The organism is Endozoicomonas sp. ALC013, from assembly GCF_049310205.1.
GTDB lineage: Bacteria > Pseudomonadota > Gammaproteobacteria > Pseudomonadales > Endozoicomonadaceae > Endozoicomonas.
Window position 1 is genome coordinate 118,524 of record NZ_JBLYNS010000001.1, and the last position, 22,433, is coordinate 140,956.

The window sequence follows — 22,433 nt, forward strand, 5'->3', positions numbered from 1 at the left end:
AAATTTTGTAGGAGTCTGTTAAATCTAGCGGGCAAAAACAAATGTGCAAAATCCGGGAGTTCTGTCTGGTCCGGCTTCAAATTCTGTGAAGGGAAAAAAGAAAGCCCTTTTCTTTTGGGAAAAAGAAAAGGGCTTTTTCAATAACGTCTGCTCTGGTCAATCAGTCGTCCAGGACAACACCCTGCTGCTGCTCAGAGATTAACAAGTAGTATGACTCGGCGATAAATTCCTTGCACTCTTCGGCAACATCAAACAGTGCATGCTCTGCTTCCAGATCACTCAGCCAATCCATTTTTATCTCCAATAATCCAACTGATTTTGTAGTTCTTTAACGGAGGATAATGTCTTATTTTCCTCTTCTGTTTCGCGCAAATCAGCGAAAGCAGGCAAATTAGAACACAGATAAACAAAGAATAACAGTCGCGACTGTTGGTTTATGGTGTTATTTGTTGGCCTGTGTGAAAACAAACGACAAGGTCACTTTCCCGCCACGGATTTAATAATCTGCCTCAGCCACTGATGGGCAGAGTCGTGATGCAGCAAAGGGCTCCAGGCCATGGACAGGTCAAATGATGGAATTTCAAACGGGGGCCTGACGACAGCGAGCCTGGTACTGAATCGTTCAATATCTGCAAGCCGACTGGGAAGCGTAGCGATCAGATCATTCTGGACAGACAACAGCATCGCCACCTGATAATGACGGGTAAAAACACTGATTTTACGTTTTTTGCCAACAGCGGCGAGCGCTTCATCGACCCAGCCCAGTCGCTGTACATCCTCAGGATTAACCCCTACGCCAATCCCCATTCCGGTTTTGCTGGCCCAGATATGCTGGGATTGAAGATAGGTGTCCAGGGTAAAATCAGTCAGTATCGGGTTTTCCCTGCTCATCACACAGGAAAAATCATCCTGCCAGATCCGCGACTGATAAAACGACTGAGGCAGACTGTCAAAACGGTTAATGGCCATATCCACCCAACCTTGCTCCACGTCATGAAAGCTCACATCACTGGGCGTCAGGACATCCAGCGTCACATTCGGAGCCAGTGAGCGAACCTGCTTCAACACCAGAGGGATCAGGGTTGATTCAGCATAATCAGAAGCCATGATCCGGAAAACCCGCTGACTGGTTTCAGGATCAAACTTCTCTCTTGGCTGAATCGTTTTCTCCATGGCCAGTAATGCCTCACGAATCAGTGGCTGGAGTTCAAGTGCACGCTCTGTTGGGGTCATCCCCTCGCTGGTCCGGATCAACAGAGGATCATTAAACAACTCCCGCAGTCTGCGCAGCCCATTACTCATGGCGGGCTGGGTAATTCCCAACTGTTCCGCGGCACGGGTTACGTTGCGCTCCCTGAGCAGAACATCCAGGTAAACCATCAAATTCAGATCAACGCGTGCAATATTCATTCTATAAATACCCGAGATAACTCTTATAAATTACCAGAATCTTTCTCAGGTGTTTAGGATGTGCGACGTAAATCAAACATTTGTTTGAATTTCAACAGTCGCATAACTACACCTCGCTGTCCGGGGGAGGAAAATAACATGGCTCGCTATAACCGCTCTGAAGAAATTGCCCGCATTGAAAAGGACTGGGCGGAGAACCCACGCTGGAAAAATGTCAAACGGACCTACAGTGCAGAAGACGTCGTCCGTCTGAGAGGTTCGGTGAAAATCGAAAACACCATTGCCAGACAGGGTGCCGAGAAACTCTGGGACCTGGTGTATGGCAACCAGTCTAAAAAAGGTTATGTCAACTGTCTCGGTGCCCTCACTGGCGGCCAGGCAGTACAACAGGTTAAAGCAGGTATTGAAGCGATCTACCTTTCCGGCTGGCAGGTTGCGGCAGATAATAATACCGCCAGCACCATGTATCCTGACCAGTCTCTGTACCCGGTTGACTCCGTGCCGGCAGTAGTCAAGCGCATCAACAACAGTTTCCGTCGTGCTGATCAGATTCAGTGGAAAGCCGGTAAGCAAGCGGGTGATGAAGGCTATGTTGACATGTTTGCCCCGATTGTGGCGGACGCAGAGGCAGGCTTTGGTGGTGTACTGAACGCCTATGAATTGATGAAGGGCATGATTGAAGCCGGTGCTGCCGGAGTGCACTTTGAAGACCAGCTGGCTTCCGTTAAAAAGTGTGGCCATATGGGCGGCAAGGTGCTGGTTCCCACCCAGGAAGCTGTTCAGAAGTTGATTGCGGCCCGACTGGCTGCTGACGTTGCCGATGTACCGACCATTGTTCTGGCCCGTACCGATGCCAACGCTGCTGATCTGATTACCTCTGACTGCGATCCTTACGATGCAGCATTCCTGACTGGCGAAAGAACCCCTGAAGGTTTCTTCCGGACTAAGGCCGGTATTGATCAGGCAATTGCCCGTGGTCTTGCCTATGCGCCATACGCGGATCTGCTGTGGTGTGAAACCGCCACTCCAGACCTGGATGAAGCCCGTAAATTTGCAGAAGCGATCAAAGCTGAGTACCCGGATCAGCTGCTGGCTTATAACTGCTCACCCTCCTTTAACTGGAAGAAGAACCTGGACGATGAAACCATCGCCAAATTCCAGCAGGAACTGAGTGATATGGGCTACAAGTACCAGTTCATCACCCTCGCAGGCATTCATAACATGTGGTACAACATGTTTGAACTGGCTCATAACTACGCCCAGGGCGAAGGTATGAAGCATTATGTCGAGATGGTCCAGGAGCCAGAGTTTGGTGCTGCGGAAAAAGGTTACACGTTTGTTGCCCACCAACAGGAAGTCGGAACCGGTTATTTTGATGATATGACAACGGTTATCCAGGGTGGTCAGTCTTCAGTAACAGCATTAACCGGCTCTACTGAAGAAGAGCAGTTCTAGATCGTAAATGCTTGAGCCCCTGATGGATGACGGGGCTCATTTTTAGCGATGAAACATATCTCTGGCCAGTTCAGGATGCACTCTCTTTAGCGCACTCTTAAAACTGAGAGCTGTTTTTTCCTGTGACTTCCTGAGCTTACTGGGCGTTATTAACGTATCGAGAAGTGACCTGACTTTCGCTGACTTGTTACTTTTACGCTGGATACTCTCAAGCTCAGCACTGGAAATAGTAAGTTTATGCGCCAGATTGTTGGTCAGTATTGATACCTGATGAGCAAACAGGCCATCCACCGCTTTATCATAGTTCTCCACTAATTTTTGATAGTCTGACGACTCCGAATGTGCAGTGTGGTAAACAGTAGTGCCACTTTTTGATAATTCGTTGTTCCGAAATTTAGCATTGATTAATCGACGCAGGGCGGCACCATCCCCAAGGGTTGTGTATCGGGAGCACCTGAAAGAATCGAAGTCTGTAAGGATTTCTGCTGTCTGCTGCTCTGCGTATGGCGTGCAGGGTTGTTTAGGAACAAACTTTTTACCAATGGCAGAGGGTGAAAAATTTCTTTCATGTATTGCCCTCCGAAGTGCCTGCACATCTTTGAGTGTTGACTGTGTGGAATTAATGAAGTTTTTTATATCATCAAGAATCCAGACAGCACGTTGATATGCATAAGGCGAACTGAATTTCGAGTAAAAATCCTTTGCTGTTTTTGAGCTATTTCCTTTGCTTGCACCTGAACCTTGATTAGCCCGTTCAGATGATACGAAGGCTGGTACCCCGGGAATCTTCGGAAACATTCACACAATCCTTTAGATAATTATTATAACTGCATCATTTACATAGACTTGTTCTTTATGTATAAGTTCAATTTTTAAGTGATAACTGTCACAGCCCACGCTATCCCGGTGCCCGGGAAAACCGCCCGGCACTGAACTTTTCAGACCTCACAGCCAATCTTGACTATCTTTTAAAGGCGATGGTAGCACCAAAGCCAGTTTGCCTTTAATAAGTTAAAGATGTTGAGGTTATGTCAGCAGTACCCAATGTTAACCAGCTTCCTGATTATCTGAAGTTAAACCATGCTTTTCAGCAAATAAGAAACAATGTGCGCACCACCCCGCTGTTAAAATCCGATGTCTTGAGTGAACTGATCAGCGGGGAAGTGCTGATCAAAGCCGAGTCTCTGCAAATTACCGGGGCCTTTAAATTCCGGGGGGCCTTCTACCGACTGTTAAATTTAACGGATGGCCAGAAAAAACAAGGTGTTACAGCCTATTCTTCAGGAAATTTTGCAGCAGGCCTGTCAGCCGCCGGACAGCTTCTGGACATACCGGTCAGGCTGGTAATGCCCCATGATGCACCCACATCAAAAGTCAATAATGCCAGACGTTACGGCGCAGAGATTATTCTCTGCCAATGCAATAAACCTTCCAGGGAGGAAGCTGCCAGCGCTATGGCCAGGCAAATAGCCAAAGACCACGGCGCAGTTCTGCTGCACCCTTTCGATGACCACGAGATCATCATTGGTCAGGCATCTGTAGCGCTGGAGCTGCAGGAGCAGTTGGCGATGTCCGGGAAATCCTGTGACCACATTCTTTGCCCCGTTGGTGGTGGCAGCCTGGTGGCAGGATCCAGCCTGGTGTTTGGCAGCAACACCCAGGTATGGGCCGTAGAAGTGGATGGTTACCAGGGCATGGGCATTTCCCTTGAAAACGGCAGGCGCTCTCGAGCCAAAGGTCATATCCTGTGTGACTGTGATGCTTTACTGGCCCTTGAGCCTGGCATTGCCAACCTGGACATCGTTCTGCAAACCGGTGTCAGGGGTATAACAGTCAATCCGCAAAAATCCCATGACGCCATCAGGCTCGGTTTTCAGGAGATGAACCTGGTGCTGGAACCCAGCGGTGCGGTGGCCATTGCCGCGATTATGGATAACCCGGCACTGTTTGAAAATAAAACCGTAGTGGCGATTGGCAGTGGAGGTAACGTTGATCCGGATAAGTACGCTGCAATATTAGAGGCTGTCTGAGTATCCGATTGACCGGCTGGTCGTTGGGCAGGCATAACTGGTGAAAATATATCCAATCTGTAGCAATGCCTGCCAGCCCTCCCCCGCAGTGGGAAGGACAGGCAAGAGGGTGTAATCAAAAAGAGCTCAGATATTAATCGATCACGTGCACAGAAGCAGTATTGGTAGTACCGGACTCAACCAGGGCACCGGAAACCATGACAACCAGATCACCAGACTGAACAAAGTTGTGCTTCACCGCCAGCTCTTTACCCAGCTTGTAGAATGCATCGGTGTTTTCCTGCTGTGAGACCAGGCTGGTGGTCACCCCTTTGCTCAGACTGAGTTGGTTAGCGGTCTTCTCGGAAGAAGTCAACGCCAGAATCTGGGCTTTAGGGAAGAACTTACGCAGAGAACGTGCAGACTTACCCTGCTCAGTGGCAACGATAATCAGCTTGGCAGCCAGAATATCTGCCGTCTTGACTGCTCCACGGCAGACCGCTTGCGTGATACTGCGATAGTTGTCGATCTCCGCATCGAACTCTTCAACACGCAGTTCCATGCTGCCATCCGTGCTGTTACAGATGGTTGCCATAACCGCCACAGATTCTGCCGGGTACTTACCTTTGGCACTCTCACCGGAGAGCATAACGGCATCGGTGCCGTCCAGAATAGCGTTTGCTACGTCACCGGCTTCTGCACGGGTTGGACGGGGATTCTTGATCATCGAATCCAGCATCTGGGTAGCCGTGATAACCGGCTTACGGGCATGGTTACACTTGTTGATCATCATCTTCTGGGCAAAGATCACCTGATCAACCGGGATTTCTACACCCAGGTCACCACGGGCCACCATGATGGCATCAGAAACGGCCAGAATGTCGTCGAAGTTATCAACGCCTTCCTGGTTCTCGATCTTGGAAATGATCTGGATTTCCTTACCACCGTTGGCATCCAGGAGTTCACGGATCTCGTTAACGTCGCTGGCTTTACGAATAAAGGAAGCCGCTACAAAATCAACGCCCTGCTCACAACCGAAGACCAGGTCAGCCTTATCCTTTTCTGACAGGGCTGGCAGGTTAACTTTAACACCTGGCAGGTTTACGCCTTTGTTTTCACCCAGTTCACCGTTGTTCTTGACTTCACAGACGATTTCCTGAGCCTTGACTTCTTTTACCGTCAGTTCAATCAGGCCATCGTCCAGCAGAACCGTGTTACCCGGCTTCAGGTCATCGGTCAGGCCGGCGTAGGTAACCGCTACACGCGTGCTGTCACCAATAACAGACGCGTCGGTAGTCAGAGTAAATTCCTGTCCTGCGCTCAGCATGACGTCGTCGCCACTGTGCAGTTTAACAGTTCGGATTTCAGGGCCTTTTGTGTCCAGAAGAATGGCAACACGCTTACCGGTTTCAGCCATGACTTCGCGCAGACGGGCAATACGGGCACCATGCTCGTCAAAGTCACCATGAGAGAAATTCAGTCGCATCACATTCATGCCATTGTCGACCAGTTTGGTCAGCATCTCATGGGATTCAGACTTTGGGCCGATGGTACAGACGATCTTAGTCTTTCTCACTGGAGTTTTCTCCGTCATAGGGGATTTCCGGGAGCCTGTCGGGCATAAGTCCGAGAGTCTCCCAGTGTGATTGACGGTCAGGTATACGAAGTCCCGACACTTTGGTGGGTGCGGATACTACCGCAAAAACGAAAGAAAACCTTGGCCTTTTTACAATAAATCCGTTGTTTTAGATCAGTATTTTCCGAAAATATGTTTAATTAATCACCAACCATAATAACTTATGAAAATGCTTGTGAAACAGTGACTTATTATAGAAAGATTCGTTATTTATGAAGGACTGGGATTGCCCTGCTTCCACAATGCCAGGATCGAAAGAAACAGGACCAGGCATCAAACCAGTCGTTCAGCAGAAACGACAATCCCGTTCAAATCGGCATACAGGAAATGGCCGGGAATGAAGTCCACGCCATGAAACCGAACAGGAATATCGACTTCTCCCTGCCCTTTTTTATCCGTTTTCATCGGGTGTACAGCAAGAGCCTGAACCCCCAGCGGCAGTTGTGAAATCACTTCAACGTCACGAATACAGCCATAAACAATAATACCCTGCCAGCCATTGCTTACGGCCTGTTCTGCCAGCATATCACCCAACAAGGCCCTTCTCAGGGAACCGCCGCCATCAACAACCAGCACTTTACCGTGACCGTCACTGAACACCTGCTCCCGAACTCTGGAATTATCTTCATGGCATTTAATGGTGACAATTTCGCCACCAAAAATATCCCTGCCACCAAAGCTGTTAAAACCCGGGTCAACGACCTGAAGGCTTCCCGGGAAATCATCACACAAATCGGGGGTGGTAAAACTCATTATTATTCTCCCATGACAATTCATACTGGCATGATAACCAAAAAAAACACCGGGAAAAGCTTTTCCTCTGTGAAATGCGGATTACTTCTCTGCACAATTAAATGCCACACCATAAACGTGCAATGCCCACTATCGCTCGGCATTTTCCCAGTGGTTTTATCAACCTGAACCAAAAACTCAGCGCAGGAACTTTTACCAGACTCAGCAATCTACAATTCAGTTCCTGAATGCTCAGACAGTTAATAGCAGGATGGGACAAGGATCCAGAAGGTGCTACTTAACAATGGTCGTATAAATAAACCATCTATGAGCCAATCAGGCAGGAGTTATCATGCAACCAATAGCGCAGAGTAGTCTCAGAAGTGTAGATGGAAGCGGTTTGAAAAAAGACGAAGAGGCGTTAATAAAGGGCCTGAAGCCAATATCCGGGTTAGTGGCCAGCTACAATAAACGTATCAGAGAAGCCTCTGAACAGGGTCAGGATCAATCGTTCAAACGACTGAAACAGCATTTACCATCCGAATGGACGACCAGCATAGATATTGAGCATCGTAAGCTGGAAATTGTCGGGCTGCATCTTTCCACGAATCGTTTATCACCAGGCACCACATCGCAACAGACTGCTATCAGTACGATACAGTGCGATAATCGTATTGAACCGGGCAATATTGCCCCAGCGAAGAGTGAAATTTTTCAATGCCAGGCCAATAATCTTGAATTCATAACGATGGCCAGCTTCGGTGGTTATATTCTTGATGCCTGTTTCAGCCCGACAGGAAAGACCCTCTTGATCAGTGGTTGCGACAGTTTGAATGATCATAGCCCGGTAACCTGTCGGCAAGGTGCCGATGGCAACTGGTCGGAGAAGAGCAGGAGTAAGGTCGAAGCTTCCGAGGAGATTCTTTTCCAGCTCAACCGGTTAGAAAATACGCTCTTGAGTATCACCCCCGAAGGCCATCTCAATGTGAGTACGCTAAATAGTTATGACCATTGGAAAAAAACGAGGGTGCTTGAGCACCCCCCACTTGAAGATGGCGATGAGCAGGTGAAGGCAAGATTCAGTCCGTTGCAGGACAAGATTATGTCCTGCAATCCGCTCACCGGCAAAATCAACGTATTGCACGTGGATGGTAACAGCCAGTGGACCCTGCTAAACCCGCTGGGGGATATCAGGCAAGTTGGGCTAACAGCACCGGAATTCAATGCCACGAATAATTATTTAATAACTTACAATGGCACAAAAGTGACCATCTGGGGATGTGATGATCAGAGCAACTGCCTTGAGAATAAATTTGAAAAAAATTACGACAGTTCAATTGAAGATTGCCAGATGAGTGATGATGAGCAGCACGCTCTTATCTTCCCCCGGGGCAACCAGGTTTTTTTCCTGGCTCGCGATGTCGACGGCAACTGGTCGCAGGTCGGAGAGGTTCGTCATTCCGCGCAGATAGTAAATCACTGCAACGAAAATGTTTGCAACCGTATTTGTAAAGCCTACCTCAATAACTCAGGGCAGTATGCACTGACCCATGATTTAGCTAAGAAATGTATAATTTCCGGTTATGACGATAATGGTGCATGGGTAGAAAAAAGAGAGATTCCGAGTTGTGATCTTGTCAGCTTCAGCATCTCCGGGCGCAAAGTACTGGCCAGACTCGGCAGAGGCTCTTTTAAAATCTGGGGTTGCCATAGCGGTAACCGTCTGGACAAAGGTCAGCCCCTTGAGCACATCGGCAGTGACAGAGCCTGTTTCAGTCCCTCAGAGAATCTGCTCCTGAGCTTTGGCAATCTGACGAATTACGCTTGCATTTGGGGTGATGACGAAGACGGTAACCTGATTGAGAAAGCAAGGATATGTCATCAGAGGGGGATTAACTTTGCTCGCTTCAATGGTCAGGAGGACAGTGTGCTGAGCATCAGCCGTGATTGCACTGTGAAAGTCCAATGGCTTGACAGAGATGGCAAATGGCAGGGACAGCTGATGGTTCAACATCAAAAAAGAATCGATTTTGCCGATTTTTCCATCTCCGGTCGCCTTGCCTTTACCGTTAGCATGGACGGCACCGCCTGCATCCTGGGGCGTGACGATAATAGCGAATGGACACTACAGGCCATAACAAGGCATGATGGCTATGTGATCCAGGGCGCTCTGTTTAATAAATTGGATAACCATTTTCTGACTTTTGGTTGCAGTGACAAAGATCATGACAAGTCGGGTTTTGTCCAATTCTGGAGCATTGGTAATGATGGCAAATGGGCAGAAAAAGAACTGATAACACTGGCTCATCCCGTTGAAATTGCCAAATTCAGCCCTGATAGTGATCATATAATGATCCACTGCCAGAATAATTCCGGGAGTGCCACCTTACCCAGAGGTGCTACCGCGCTACTCTGGAAGATTCCTGCCAGCCTCTCAGCATGAAAAAATAGCCAGTTCTACTTAAACAAACCTTAGAGCAGGAACTTTTGCCAAATTCAATAATCTACAGCTCAGTTCCTGAATGTTTAGACAGGTAATAGCAGGATGAGACCAAGACCCAAAGGATGCTAATGATCAATGGTCGTATAAATTAACCATCTATGTACCAATAAGGCAGGAGTAACCATGCAACCAATAGAGCAGAGTTGTCTCACAAGTTTAGATGGAAGCGGCTTGAAAAAAGATGAAGAGGCGTTAATTAACGGCCTGAAGCCAATATCCGGGTTAGTGGCTAACTTTAATAAACGTATCAGAGAAGCCTCTGAACAGGGTCAGGATCAATCGCTCAAACGACTGAAACAGCATTTACCCTCCGAATGGACGACCAGCATAGATATAGATATTGAGCATCGTAAGCTGGAAATTGTCGGGCTGCATTTGTCCACGAATCGTTTATCACCAGGCAGCACATCGCAACAGCCTGGTATCAGTACGATACAGTGCGATAGTCGTATTGAGCCGGGCAATATTGACCCGGCGACGAGTGAAATTTTCCAGTGCCAGACCAATTATCTTACGTTCCAAAAGAAAGCCCACTTCAGTTGTTATATTGTTCAAACCTACTTCAGCCCTTCGGGTAAGCACCTCTTCATCAGCGGTTGCGACAGTTTGAAAGATCATAGCCTGGTAAGCTGGCGACAAGACGCGGATGGTAACTGGTTGGAGAACAGCAGGAGCAGGGTTGGGGCCCAGCAGATTATTCCCCAGCTTAACCGGTCGGAAAACACGCTTCTGACTTGCTGCAGCGAGGATGGCAAGGTCAAGGTGAGTACACTCAATAGTGATGGCCATTGGGTGGAGTCGCGGGTGCTTGAGCACTCGCCACTTGAAGATGGCTACGAACCAGTGATGGCAAGCTTCAACCCGGTGCAGGACAAGATTATGACCTACGATCAGTGCGCCGGCAGCATCAATGTTTTGCGATTGGATGGCAGCCGGTGGACTCTGCTAGACCAGCCAGTAAAGATCAGACAATGTGGGCCAAGAGCACTGAACTTCGTCCCCACGAATACTTTTTTAATGACTCACAATGTTGAAAAAGCGACCATCTGGCACCTTAATGAGCAGCGCAACTGTATTGCTCGTGTATTTGTCAAGGCTTGCGACCGTGTAATTTCTGATTGTCAGTTGAGTTGGGATGAGAGCCATGCCCTTGTCCTCCTGGATAACCGGGTTTTCTTTCTGGCTCACGATGCCTACGGCAAATGGTCGCAGGTCGGAGAGGTCCATCATTCTGAGCAACCCGTAGAAATTAACCAGGGCGTTAGAGGGACCAACCGTATTTGCTCAGCCTCCTTCAATCCCTCAGCGACATTTGCACTTACCCGTGATTTAGCCAGAAAAACAAAAATTTCCGGTTATAACGCTAATGTTGACTGGGTAGAAAAAATAGAGATCCCGAGTTGTGATAATGCCACCTTCAGCACCTCGGGGTACAAAGTACTGGCCGACTTCGGTGGTGGCTCTTTTAAAATCTGGGATTGCGGTTCAGGCAATCTGAACAAACCCCAAATCCTTGAGCACCCCGGCAGTGACAGAGCTATCTTCAGTCGTTCAGAAAAACAGCTCCTGAGCTATGGCAATGAAACAAATTACGCTTGCATTTGGGGTGATGACAGGGAAGGTAACCTGATTGAGAAAGCACGGGCATGTCATCAGGGAGGGATTATCATTGCTCACTTCAATCTTAAGGAAGACAGTGTACTGACCGGCGGTCATGATTGCACTGTGAAAATTCAGGGGCTTGACACAGACGATGAATGGCTGGAGCAGCTGGAGGTTAAGCATCAAAAACCAATTGATGTTGCCCAATTTTCCCGATCAGGCCGTCTGGCATTTTCCGTTAGCCAGGACAGTACCGCCGGCATCATGGGGCGAGACGACAAGGGCAAATGGACACAACAGGCATTGACAAAACCCGGTCCCTATTTGATCAAATGCGCCCAGTTTAATAAATGGGAGAACCATTTCCTGATCTTTGGCAAAGATTACAAAGATCATGACAAGCCGGGCTTTGTGCAACTCTGGAGTATCGGTGATGATGGAAAATGGGCAGAAAGAGAGATGATAAAACTGGATCATCCCGTTAAAGTGGCCGATTTTAGCCCCGATGGTGGTCATTTAATAATCCACTGCAAAAAGAACCCCGGGGGGGTACCCAAAGGGGACACAGTACTTCTCTGGAAGATTCCTGTCAGCCCCCCAGGGCAATCTTTGCACAACCCTACACAGGGACTATCAAGTCATTCCGCCAGATAGAGCCAGGTTTCCAGAACCGAATCGGGGTTCAGGGAAACGGTATTAATACCCTCTTCCATCAACCAGCGGGCAAAGTCAGGATGATCACTGGGCCCCTGGCCGCAAATACCGATGTATTTCCCCTGTCGGCGACAGGCCTGAATCGCCATGGACAACAACTGCTTGACGGCGGCATTACGCTCATCAAAAAGGTGAGCAATCAAGCCGGAATCCCGATCAAGCCCCAGGGCCAGCTGAGTCATATCGTTGGAACCAATGGAGAAGCCATCAAAATATTCCAGGAACTCATCAGCCAGCAGCGCATTGGATGGCAGTTCGCACATCATAATAATCTTCAGGCCATGTTCACCACGACGAAGTCCAAAGTCAGACATAATGTTGATGACCTGACGGGCTTCATCCGGCGTTCGGACGAATGGCACCATCAATTCAACATTGGTCAGACCGAACTCCTCCCTGACCCGCTTCATGGCCCGGCATTCAAGCTCAAAACAGTCCCTGAAGGATTCCGAGATATAGCGGGAAGCGCCACGAAAGCCCAGCATCGGGTTCTCTTCATGGGGCTCATAGATCTTGCCGCCAATCAGGTTGGCATATTCGTTAGACTTGAAGTCTGAGAGTCGGACAATAACTTTTTCCGGGGCAAAAGCGGCAGCAATAGAAGCGACGCCTTCAACCAGTTTTTCAACGTAAAAGTCGACAGGATTGCCGTAGCCCGCCATTCGCTCATCAATCTGCTGTCTGACAGCATCGGGGACGCTGTCCGGATTAGTTTGATAGTTCAGCAAAGCCTTGGGATGAACACCGATCATCTTGTTGATAATAAATTCCAGTCGAGCAAGCCCCACACCCGAATTGGGCAGTCGGGAGAAACTGAAAGCCCGGTCAGGATTCCCCACATTCATCATAATCCTGAAGGGCAACTCAGGCATTTGATCCAGATCTTTCTTCTGGTGCTCAAACGGCAACTCACCCTGATAAATAAAGCCGGTATCCCCTTCGGCACAGGAAACCGTTACCGCCTGACCATCTTTCAGTCGGCGGGTAGCGTCACCACACCCGACCACTGCTGGAATACCCAGCTCTCGGGCGATAATAGCGGCGTGACAGGTACGCCCACCCCGGTTGGTGACAATGGCTGAAGCCCGTTTCATAACCGGCTCCCAGTCCGGATCAGTCATATCGGTAACCAGCACATCGCCATCCTGAACCCGGTCCATATCCGCCAGATCATCCACCAGACAGACACGCCCCTGACCAATGCGCTGGCCAATACTGCGGCCTTCTGCCAGAACATTACCCTGTTGCAACAGGCGATAACGTTCCAGCGTCCTGGACTCAGTTCGACTTTGTACTGTCTCAGGCCGGGCCTGAACCACATAGAGCTGCTGGTCATCGCCATCTTTGGCCCACTCGATGTCCATGGGTCGGCCGTAATGGGCTTCAATGGCCATGGCCTGACGGGCCAGTTCCAGCACATCGGCATCATTGATGGAGAACTGCTGGCGCTTTTTAAGGTCAACGTCCACGGTTTGCACCGATCTTCCGGTCTCTGGAGCATCACCGTAAACCATCTGAATCGCCTTGCTGCCCATATTCCGCCTGAGAATGGCAGAGCGCCCTGCTTCAAGTGCGGGCTTGTAAACATAAAATTCATCCGGGTTTACTGCCCCCTGAACCACGGTCTCTCCCAGGCCATAGGAGGAGGTGATAAATACCGCATCGCGGAAACCCGACTCGGTATCCAGAGTAAACATCACCCCGGCAGCCCCAGTTTCACTGCGCACCATCCGCTGAATTCCGGCCGACAGCGCCACATCCCGATGGTCAAAGCCCTGATGCTCACGGTATGAAATGGCACGATCATTAAAGAGAGAGGCAAAGACTTCCCGAACCGCTCGCAGAACATTCTGTGCACCACGGATATTCAGAAAGGTTTCCTGCTGCCCGGCAAAGGAGGCATCGGGCAAGTCTTCCGCCGTTGCCGATGACCGCACTGCCACAGCCAGATCCTCCTGATCACCACAGAGTTCACGGTAGCTGTTGACAATGGCCTGTTCAAATTCCGGTCGAAATGGCTCATCCATAATCCATTGACGAATATTGGCACCCGCCCGGGTGAGCTGTTGAATATCATCAATATTCAGTTCATCAAGCAGGGTATGAATACGATCATATAACCCTGAGCCATCCAGAAAGTCTCGATAGGCCTCTGCCGTGGTGGCAAAGCCACCGGGTACACGAACCCCTGCCCTGCCAAGGTGGCTGAGCATTTCTCCCAGCGAGGCGTTCTTGCCACCAACCCTCTCCACATCACTATTGCCCAGGGCATCCAGGCCCACAACAAACTCTGGTAAAGATGAACTGTTCAAGCCACTCTCCTGCCTGTACTCCAAAGGATTACCATGGGTTTCACCGCTGAGAATTCACCGACCGTGCTGTCAGAGTCCCACCCTGCCAGGGCCATAAATAAAGCTGTCATAGTACTGCCAATAAGACGACACCGGTTACCTCACCGGGAAGATTTCGGTATAGTTTGTTTGAAAATGTTATTGATTGGAAGAGTTTTTTACTTTGGATTACATCATTTTGATCTACCTGTACCAGAAACAGGTGATCTCAAGCTATTACCCCCTGAATTTATGCTGCTGGAGTCGATAAAATGGAGCGATCGGTATTTTTTATCTCTGATGGTACTGGCATTACCGCTGAATCCTTTGGCCAAAGTCTGCTGGCCCAGTTCTCGGGGCCTACATTCCGTCACCACACCCTGCCCTATATTGATACCCCCGAAAAAGCCGTTCGGGCACTGACCCTGATTAAAGAGACTCATCAGCATGAGGTGATTCAACCTATCCTCTTTATGACGGTGTTGAATGAAGAGGTCAGCAAACTGCTGCACACCAGCGGGGCTTATATTATTGACCTCTTTGCTACCTTCCTTCCCGGCCTGGAGATGGAGTTAGGCTCACACCCGTTGTATACCGTTGGCAAGAAGCGTTCCACAACCAGCAGTGCCAGCTATCACCGTCGCATCGAAGCGGTGCAGTTTGCCCTTGATAATGATGATGGTGCCCGCATCCGACACTATGAAAAGGCCGATATTATCGTGCTGGGTGCCTCCCGTTCGGGCAAAACACCCACCTGCATCTATCTTGGTTTACAGTTTGGTATCTATGCCGCCAATTACCCCATTACCGAGGATGATTTTGATAAGGGCATCAAGCTGCCTGATTTTCTTCGCCCGCACAAAGAACGTCTTTTTGGTTTGACCATCAATCCGGCCCGGCTCTCAGGCATCAGAAATGAGCGCCGTCCAAACAGCCGCTACTCATCAGTCAGGCAATGTCAATATGAAATACAGATGGTTGAACAGATCTATAACCAGGAGCAGATCAGCTATATCGATACCACTGAATTTTCTGTCGAAGAGATTGCAACACGGATCATGGATCAGGCCAATCTGACAAGAAGGCTGAAATAACCATCATTCAAAATTCATCAGGCCCTGAGGACTGCCCTTAATTAAATTGTTGCATAACAGTTATTTTTTCCTTGTGGCCCGCGGAATTGAATTTTTTTTCCTTCCCCTTGTCGAATGGTTGGAAAGGCATCTTTGACAAGAGGAAGAAAACGTGGATGTAACAGGCATAAAAACCGATACGACTAATGCATCAGACTTAACTTCAGAAGCCAGCTGTTGCGACGAGACAGGAAATTATAAATCTCTGACAGTGCGACAAACTGAAGACAAGGAGGTACACCTCAACCCTGTCAATTCTGGCTCCGACAACACTGGAGAATCTGAAACCAGTGCAGCAGGTTCTAACAGGTTGTTTACCCTTACTGGCAGCAAAGTCAGTCATTCTGAACCTTGTGGTCCGAAAGCTACTGGAAGCTTTACAGGAAGTTCTACAGGAAGCACCGAAGGCAGTCAGAATGTGACTTCCAGCGCTGGCCTTCACTTGGTAAACCAAACGGGTTTGCAGGCATTGCTCACCTTAAAAGATGTTGAAAAACAATATGTTAAGGAAGAATTGAAGAAACTTGTTCAACAGCTTGATGAATTACACGTCGGTGTCAGTTTAAGGGGTAAAGTCAATAACCTTAAAAGAAATATCTGGCAATACATTGATGAGGACTTAATCCTTGTGGGTAAACGTTTTTACTCAAAGGATATTCAATTAAGAAAAATAATAGCGGATGGCATTCAAGGAGTACTTCGGGATATCGCTATTTGGGCAGGGATCAACACCAGCAACCTGAAAGTACTGACCTATATTATTGAACAAGGGTTTCCCATCATTAACGGCCCTGCCTGGATGGATCCGAATCCTGAATCTATCGTTTACCTCCCTTTTGATACAATGATGAAACTGGTAGACAACTGCAACCCGTATTGCCCGGACCTATTATTTGTTAAGGCTATTTTCGCTGGTGCGGACCCTCAATTTGACGTTCTTACCCAGACGATTTTAACTCGACGCATGAATGATGGACTGTTTCAGGAAACAATCGCTAAATCAATACCAACCGTTTCACATACAAGGTTAATGGTGTTCTTCAATTACCTCCGTCAAAAATGTAATGCCAGAGATATGATTGAAGACTTATTTAGGCATAAGTTCAGCAACCACCGAACTTCAAATCTTCGCGAGATTTATAGATACAAAGACAGCATAATATTGCTTTTTGTTCTTGAAGCCATTGCACAACAATCACCGGATAAAGCCCGTACCCTTATTTGTTCATTTTCTCAGCGTGAACAGCAAGTGATGGCAATGACAGCTCTTTTGGGAGGACTGCATCAATCTACCGAATTATTATGTGGAATGGGTATTACCGTCGCCAGCAAGCCGTTTAAGGAAGCATCCGTTAATTTAAAAAATTCTCCTTTTCTTATGGCCAAAGAGGCTGGATTGACCAATGAACGATTATTTATCAATACAGTAAATCGGGTAGCTCCATTTTTATGGACCTTGCCCGATAATGATGGGCTACAGTGGTACAAGGATACAATTTTTCCCAATAAGAAAGGACATTCGTTTATCCATCTTGCCATGAAGCAAGCGTCCATTTACCAGGAGGGAAATCATGAATCGAAAAAATGGTCAGGCCCGGATCATACCAAACATTTGCGTCTGGGCGATGTAAGCCTGTGGGCGACAAAAATTTTTACGGTATTGGATGATACTATTTCTACCAACATTACGGGGCTTTTACAGAAAGATCCTCGTTATTGTGAGGCATGGAACATCCTGATCAGCAGGGCTAAATGCTGTAATGGCCTTACCCATCCTGATGATTTTATGAAATTCATGGACTGGCTGTTGATCGATGGCCTGTCACTGGTTCGAATGGAGCCGGAATACCGGAAGGAAGAGGCAGCCTTTACCACTCGCCAAAAAAGTTATCGCCCGGATCTGTGGCCGGATCCACATAGTCAGGTTCCAATAGATGAGCGACTGGCCTACTCAGCATCAGATGAGCTACTGGTAGCCTATAGCAAAGTCGTCACAACATTACATTTTGACATCATTGAATCATTTCTACGCCTTGCCCCTCCCGGCCATCGAATACATGTGCTGAATCACTGGTTAACTGATCCTGATTGTGCAAAACAGCGGGAAACCTTATTTCGCCAGACTGTTTACCCCCTTAATAATTTGGAAAGTCCTAACATTTGGCAGTTGTTGCTATCACTGGATAAAGATTATCAACCACCGGAAAATCAGTTTGATAATGACTGGAAAAAACCGGGCAATCCGCAACAGTGGACAGCGCCGCCCCCGACAGTATCATTAACGGGAGAATATACCGAGGTGCACGGACGTACGTTTGCCATTCAGCGTACGGATGATGGCTGGGATTACCTGGAGTTTCTCAGCGATACGGAAAAACCGGAAGAGCTGGCAAAAACGGGTAATAAAATCAGCCTGTTGGCATCCATAGCCAGTCAGTATGGCTTGAAAAGCTCGATTCCCCAAGTTGTCGGCAGATATCACTGGAGCAATGCGCCAATTGATTCGACAACAGTTACGCCTCCAGCCAAAAGGTCAAAATCCGGGGAGAAGTGTCGCGATATTGAAGGCAAGGCAGGTTATTGCCTTCACCTGAAATCAACCAAAGATTCACCTTTTCATTTATACCCCTGCGATCTCGATCCCGTAACACAGGCGGATCAGATTTTCGCGGGACTCTGTAACTTTGCCCATGATTGCGGTGTTTTATTCAGTTGCGGATTGTATGCTCCAGCAGTAATAACAGCAGACCGTGATTCCATGACTAGCAGAAAACACCATGTCCTTTCATCTTATGTGGATGCCCCTTTCGAGGGGATGATGCTTCAGTGGAAAAAAGCGTCAGAACATCCCAGTGCAGGTCCCGCAGGCATACGAAATGCGGGTGATACGAAAAGTATGATTGAGCTGGGTGAAGATTACTTTTTCTCCAAAAGATGTCAGAAGTTTCTTGATTTTGAACAATCAGAGGACCGGGCCAAGGTGGCATTTTCAGAACTGGCCAACAATGCCCAGGGACTGGTATTGCAATATGCCCGCTGTTTTCAACAACAGTTCGATCCTGACGACAGGGAGTCCATGCTGAATCATGAGCGTAAAATAAAGACAATTCTGACCACGCTGTTTCACAAGGCCTTTCCCCAATTCACAGAAGAGTGCGTGAATCAGGCCATGGATGAAAATGAGCTGCTGTCACAGGCTGTCAGAGAGGTCATCTACTGGTGTGGTCATGACGCCAGATTCATTAACGATATAAAACAAAACATAATTCCGAAATCCATATATCCGGGTTGTTCAGAAAGTACCAATATTGCTGATTTCAGTATATTGAAACGTCGTGAGCTGATTCCCAACGTTGGTTTTGTTACATGGGATAACCAGCCAGACCTTGGCGTTCAATATGGCGTAAATCCATTGGTTGCTCTGAATGCCGTGATCGTCAAGCTACTGGCCTTAGGAGCCCTGACCTCTTTGTGAGTTAAATCTCTCATGATCGCTTTGTTGGCATTTATCATCTCTTGCGGCCGGGAATTGTTACTGCGAGACATAATTCACCCTCTATACTTCGGATCGAAGGTATATCCGGGTGCGGAACTGACAACAATTTGCAGTCTGCAGAACGAGATCGGTCAATGCGTCATCATTGATGTATTCGCCAGCTCCCGGACCAGGCTTCTAAACGGGCAATATGCGCCAGGGTAAATACGGCCTCTTGCCCGGATACGGGAGGGGATTAATTGCCGCTTGCCAAACCGTTAAATACTGAGACTGCTGTTACTCAGGCAGTGGGTAACGAAATCAGGCCTGAAATAGTCCGGGATCCTGCATGCTTCCATCGCTGGTGGGTTACCTTGCCGACGTTACCATTCGAGAACATCACCAGCTATTTATCAATTGAAGATATCAGCGCGTTCGCCCAAACATGCAAGGCAGTGGCCAGCCGATTGGTCGCCTGCGGACTGGAAGAAGTCCGCTACTTCCTCTCCTTACCAAAGGACAAACAGAATTCGTGTCAGACAATCATTCATTCTAACCGGCAACTCCTTCAGTACCTCAGGACATTATCGATATTTTCCAGGCGCCACTTCCCTGTGCAGCTGAGCCCGGCCTTTTATGCCTGTTATACCCGGCATGTACGCCAGCAGATTATTGATGCAAAGGCACTTACCCTGAAACCCGTTGGCAGTTTGAATATGGATAGCTATGACAGGCATTATCATGATCTTGAGCTGTGCATCATTGCCGCAACCAGAGTGGATGGGTTCATTGATATTCTGACTCCGGATCGTCATGGTCACTGGTGCCGATCGGCTGAAATCAAATCCAATGAAATTTGCTATTTTGATCAGCAACGCGCTAACCATATTTTATTTATCCCACAGAAGGTGTCGAAAAGCCTGGTGGGAGAACCACCGCACAACAAAAACATCGGCAAAGACCACTTATTGTCCGTTTATGAATGTCACGATGATTCCTGGGTTGAGCAACAGCAATTGACCATCGGTGAGGTGTTTCCTCAAATCAGGACAATATTGAAGAATGACGTTTATCTGTATCCTATGAATGACTTCTATCTGTCACCGGATGCCAGCGCACTGGTCTGTGCGTACCAGTTGCGTGAAGTTGCCATTCTGGGTCGGGAAGCGGAAGGTCAGTGGGTTAATAAAGGCAGCATTACAACCCGTATTCGTAACTTGTTGTTCAGTGGTGACAGCCGTCATGTCGCGCTTTGGGACGGTTCATACATCGCGCTAATGGGCAAGTCAGACGATGGAGCCTGGTCACAAACCGGTAAAATCATTGTTACAGACACGGATATTGACATGAACTTAATCACCGGTGCTGGTAGTGAGTCTGAAGATGAGTTTGAACTCGAGGTACTATTCAGCCCGGATAATCAGCATTTTGTCACATGGTTTGATAATGCTGGTGTTGATGCTCATCGAGATAATTTCTTTGTCGTCATCGCATCCCTTGGTCCGCACGGAAAATGGCGTGAAAAGCAGAGAATTGTCAAAACCTGTGAGCCTCCGACAACGTATTACCCCCTGGAACCTGCTTTTGGTCCCGATGGTCGGCTGCTGATTATCACCACCGATGACGGTGTTGAAATCTGGGAATTAAACAGTGAGGATCAATGGCTTCCCGCTGTTCAGGAGCAGCCCCATTGCGGTAAAGGCAGTGTTCATTTTTCTGTGCACCCGGATGAATTTATCAGCATAAACTGGCGTAATATATCAGTCTGGCGCAAGGCGGTGTCCGGAACCTGGGGCAAATCCCAAACATTTTCGGCTGGATCTCTGACCAGAGTCAGTCCTGACGGCGGTACCATTGTCTGTAATGAACCGTCAGGCCATACCGATATCCACCAACGCCAACCCTCCGGTGAGTGGATCAGTCAACGTATCGAATTTTCCATCAGGGATGGGTGTTTTAATAATGAGAGCTGCCTGCTTGCCGTTGTCCCACCCCTTGAAACCGAAACCGACCACCTGATTTTGCTGGGGGTGAACGCAGACGGGATCTGGCAGGAAAAGGACCGGTTGCCATCAGAAAACAGAATTCATGCATTTTGCTTTAGCCCATGCAGCCGCAGCATACAGATCGAAAGTGATCGCGGTGGCAATGGTGTCAGAATACAAAGTTTTTTTACTTTCTGGAGGATCGTCCCGGATCAAGGTTAACGTTCTCGGACTCACGAAATGGTCCCCCGAGATTTCCCCGCAGTTTCATTCGACGGGCAAGCAAACCCAACCCTCCATCAAAACCCTGGCACTGCGGCTCATAATGGCTTTGGTCACTGACCATTGCCCATTATTCAGCACTGCTTCTGCCCCCACTTTCAAGGTACCCGAGGGGTGGCCAAAACGGACCGGGTTTCGTTCACCACCACCGGCAGCCAGGTTAACCAGTGTGCCCGGAATGGCGGCCGCCGTACCAATGGCCACGGCAGCAGTACCCATCATGGCATGATGAAGTTTACCCATGGAAAGTGCCCTGACCAGCAGGTCGATCTCATCTTCAGAGACCTCCTTGCCGCTGGATGAGAGGTAACTTTTCGGTCCAGCAACAAAAGCGACTTTCGGCGTATGCTGTCGGGTTGCGGCTTCTTCCAGGCTGCTGATCAACCCCATCCGCAGTGCGCCATAAGCCCGAATGTTCTCAAACATGGCCAGTGCCTGCTTATCGCCGTTGATCACTTCCTGTAGTTCAGTCCCCTGGTAACCAATGTCCGCAGCATTGATAAAAATGGTGGGAATGCCGACATTGATCAGGGTTGCCTTTAAAGTCCCAACGCCGGGTACTTCAAGATCATCCACCAGATGACCTGTCGGGAACATGGCACCTTCACCATCGGCAGGATCGAGAAACTCAACCTGAACCTCGGCCGCCGGGAAAGTCACACCGTCCAGGACAAAATCCCCCGTTTCCTGAACCGCACCATTGGTCATTGGCACATGGGCAATAATGGTTTTTTTGATATTGGCCTGCCAGATCCGTATCGTTGCGATGCCATTGTCGGGTATCCGTTGCTTATCAACCAGACCACTGCTGATGGCAAAGGCCCCGACAGCCGCAGTCAGATTGCCGCAGTTACCACTCCAGTCCACGACTGGTTGATCAATGGCTACCTGACCAAAGAGATAATCGACATCATGGTCAGGCTGGCTGCTTTTCGAAAGGATCACGGTTTTGCTGGTACTGGACGTGGCACCACCCATTCCGTCAATCTGCTTACCGTATGGGTCCGGACTGCCAATCACCCTGAGCAGTAAGGCATCACGAGCTTTACCCGGAACCCGTGCAGCTGGTGGCAGATCGGTGAGATTGAAAAAAACGCCCTTACTGGTTCCGCCCCGCATATAGGTAGCGGGAACCTTGATTTGTGGAGGATGAGCCATGGGGAACAG

At 48.6% G+C, this 22,433-nt stretch carries 14 protein-coding genes; 7 read left to right on the top strand and 7 right to left on the bottom strand.

Translation table 11 applies throughout. The annotated features are described in order from the left end of the window. Window positions 1-160 precede the first annotated feature (160 nt). On the bottom strand, window positions 161-292 hold the full coding sequence (locus ACO6V1_RS00525) for a hypothetical protein (RefSeq protein ID WP_269674385.1): 132 nt from the start codon (window positions 290-292) through the stop codon (window positions 161-163). 185 nt (window positions 293-477) lie between these two features. Beyond that, window positions 478-1,410, bottom strand: coding sequence for a LysR family transcriptional regulator (locus ACO6V1_RS00530; protein WP_422444961.1), 933 nt, complete (start codon window positions 1,408-1,410; stop codon window positions 478-480). Between the two features lie 138 nt (window positions 1,411-1,548). Between ACO6V1_RS00530 and aceA the strand changes: the two genes are divergently transcribed. Continuing rightward, complete coding sequence (gene aceA, locus ACO6V1_RS00535) at window positions 1,549-2,865, top strand: isocitrate lyase (protein ID WP_422444963.1); 1,317 nt, start codon at window positions 1,549-1,551, stop codon at window positions 2,863-2,865. A 42-nt stretch (window positions 2,866-2,907) separates the two neighbouring features. On the opposite strand, the gene ACO6V1_RS00540 is transcribed toward aceA, so the two are convergent. Continuing rightward, window positions 2,908-3,663, bottom strand: a complete 756-nt coding sequence (locus tag ACO6V1_RS00540) for a hypothetical protein (protein WP_422459097.1) — start codon at window positions 3,661-3,663, stop codon at window positions 2,908-2,910. Window positions 3,664-3,893: 230 nt separating this feature from the next. Here ACO6V1_RS00540 and ACO6V1_RS00545 point away from each other — a divergent pair, with 230 nt between their 5' ends. Further along, window positions 3,894-4,895 carry a threonine ammonia-lyase gene (locus ACO6V1_RS00545; RefSeq protein ID WP_422444967.1) on the top strand — a complete coding sequence of 334 codons (1,002 nt, stop codon included), beginning with the start codon at window positions 3,894-3,896 and terminating at the stop codon, window positions 4,893-4,895. Between the two features lie 133 nt (window positions 4,896-5,028). On the opposite strand, the gene pykF is transcribed toward ACO6V1_RS00545, so the two are convergent. Next, the gene (pykF, locus tag ACO6V1_RS00550) at window positions 5,029-6,468 is read right to left on the bottom strand and encodes a pyruvate kinase PykF (RefSeq protein ID WP_422459096.1); all 1,440 of its coding nucleotides are present in this window, start codon (window positions 6,466-6,468) and stop codon (window positions 5,029-5,031) included. 315 nt (window positions 6,469-6,783) lie between these two features. Continuing rightward, window positions 6,784-7,263, bottom strand: coding sequence for a ribonuclease E activity regulator RraA (gene rraA / locus ACO6V1_RS00555; protein WP_269674391.1), 480 nt, complete (start codon window positions 7,261-7,263; stop codon window positions 6,784-6,786). A gap of 331 nt (window positions 7,264-7,594) precedes the next feature. On the opposite strand from rraA, the gene ACO6V1_RS00560 reads away from it, so the two are divergent. Next, on the top strand, window positions 7,595-9,685 hold the full coding sequence (locus ACO6V1_RS00560; protein ID WP_422444972.1) for a WD40 repeat domain-containing protein: 2,091 nt from the start codon (window positions 7,595-7,597) through the stop codon (window positions 9,683-9,685). 183 nt (window positions 9,686-9,868) lie between these two features. Further along, window positions 9,869-12,001, top strand: coding sequence for a WD40 repeat domain-containing protein (locus ACO6V1_RS00565; RefSeq protein ID WP_422465399.1), 2,133 nt, complete (start codon window positions 9,869-9,871; stop codon window positions 11,999-12,001). On the opposite strand, the gene ppsA is transcribed toward ACO6V1_RS00565, so the two are convergent. Then, window positions 11,986-14,373: a phosphoenolpyruvate synthase gene (gene ppsA, locus ACO6V1_RS00570; RefSeq protein WP_422444976.1), complete on the bottom strand. Its 2,388-nt coding sequence runs from the start codon at window positions 14,371-14,373 to the stop codon at window positions 11,986-11,988. The genes ACO6V1_RS00565 and ppsA overlap by 16 nt on opposite strands. Before the next feature lie 290 nt (window positions 14,374-14,663). On the opposite strand from ppsA, the gene ppsR reads away from it, so the two are divergent. The 3 genes from ppsR (at window position 14,664) to ACO6V1_RS00585 (ending at window position 21,206) form a co-directional block, all read left to right on the top strand. After that, window positions 14,664-15,485, top strand: coding sequence for a posphoenolpyruvate synthetase regulatory kinase/phosphorylase PpsR (gene ppsR, locus ACO6V1_RS00575; protein ID WP_269674394.1), 822 nt, complete (start codon window positions 14,664-14,666; stop codon window positions 15,483-15,485). A 553-nt stretch (window positions 15,486-16,038) separates the two neighbouring features. Next, window positions 16,039-18,999 carry a hypothetical protein gene (locus ACO6V1_RS00580; protein ID WP_422465401.1) on the top strand — a complete coding sequence of 987 codons (2,961 nt, stop codon included), beginning with the start codon at window positions 16,039-16,041 and terminating at the stop codon, window positions 18,997-18,999. Window positions 19,000-19,259: 260 nt separating this feature from the next. Continuing rightward, window positions 19,260-21,206, top strand: a complete 1,947-nt coding sequence (locus ACO6V1_RS00585) for a hypothetical protein (protein ID WP_422465403.1) — start codon at window positions 19,260-19,262, stop codon at window positions 21,204-21,206. 45 nt (window positions 21,207-21,251) lie between these two features. Here the strand turns inward: ACO6V1_RS00585 and prpF are convergent, their stop codons facing one another. Next, the gene (gene prpF / locus ACO6V1_RS00590; RefSeq protein WP_422465404.1) at window positions 21,252-22,424 is read right to left on the bottom strand and encodes a 2-methylaconitate cis-trans isomerase PrpF; all 1,173 of its coding nucleotides are present in this window, start codon (window positions 22,422-22,424) and stop codon (window positions 21,252-21,254) included. Window positions 22,425-22,433 lie beyond the last annotated feature (9 nt).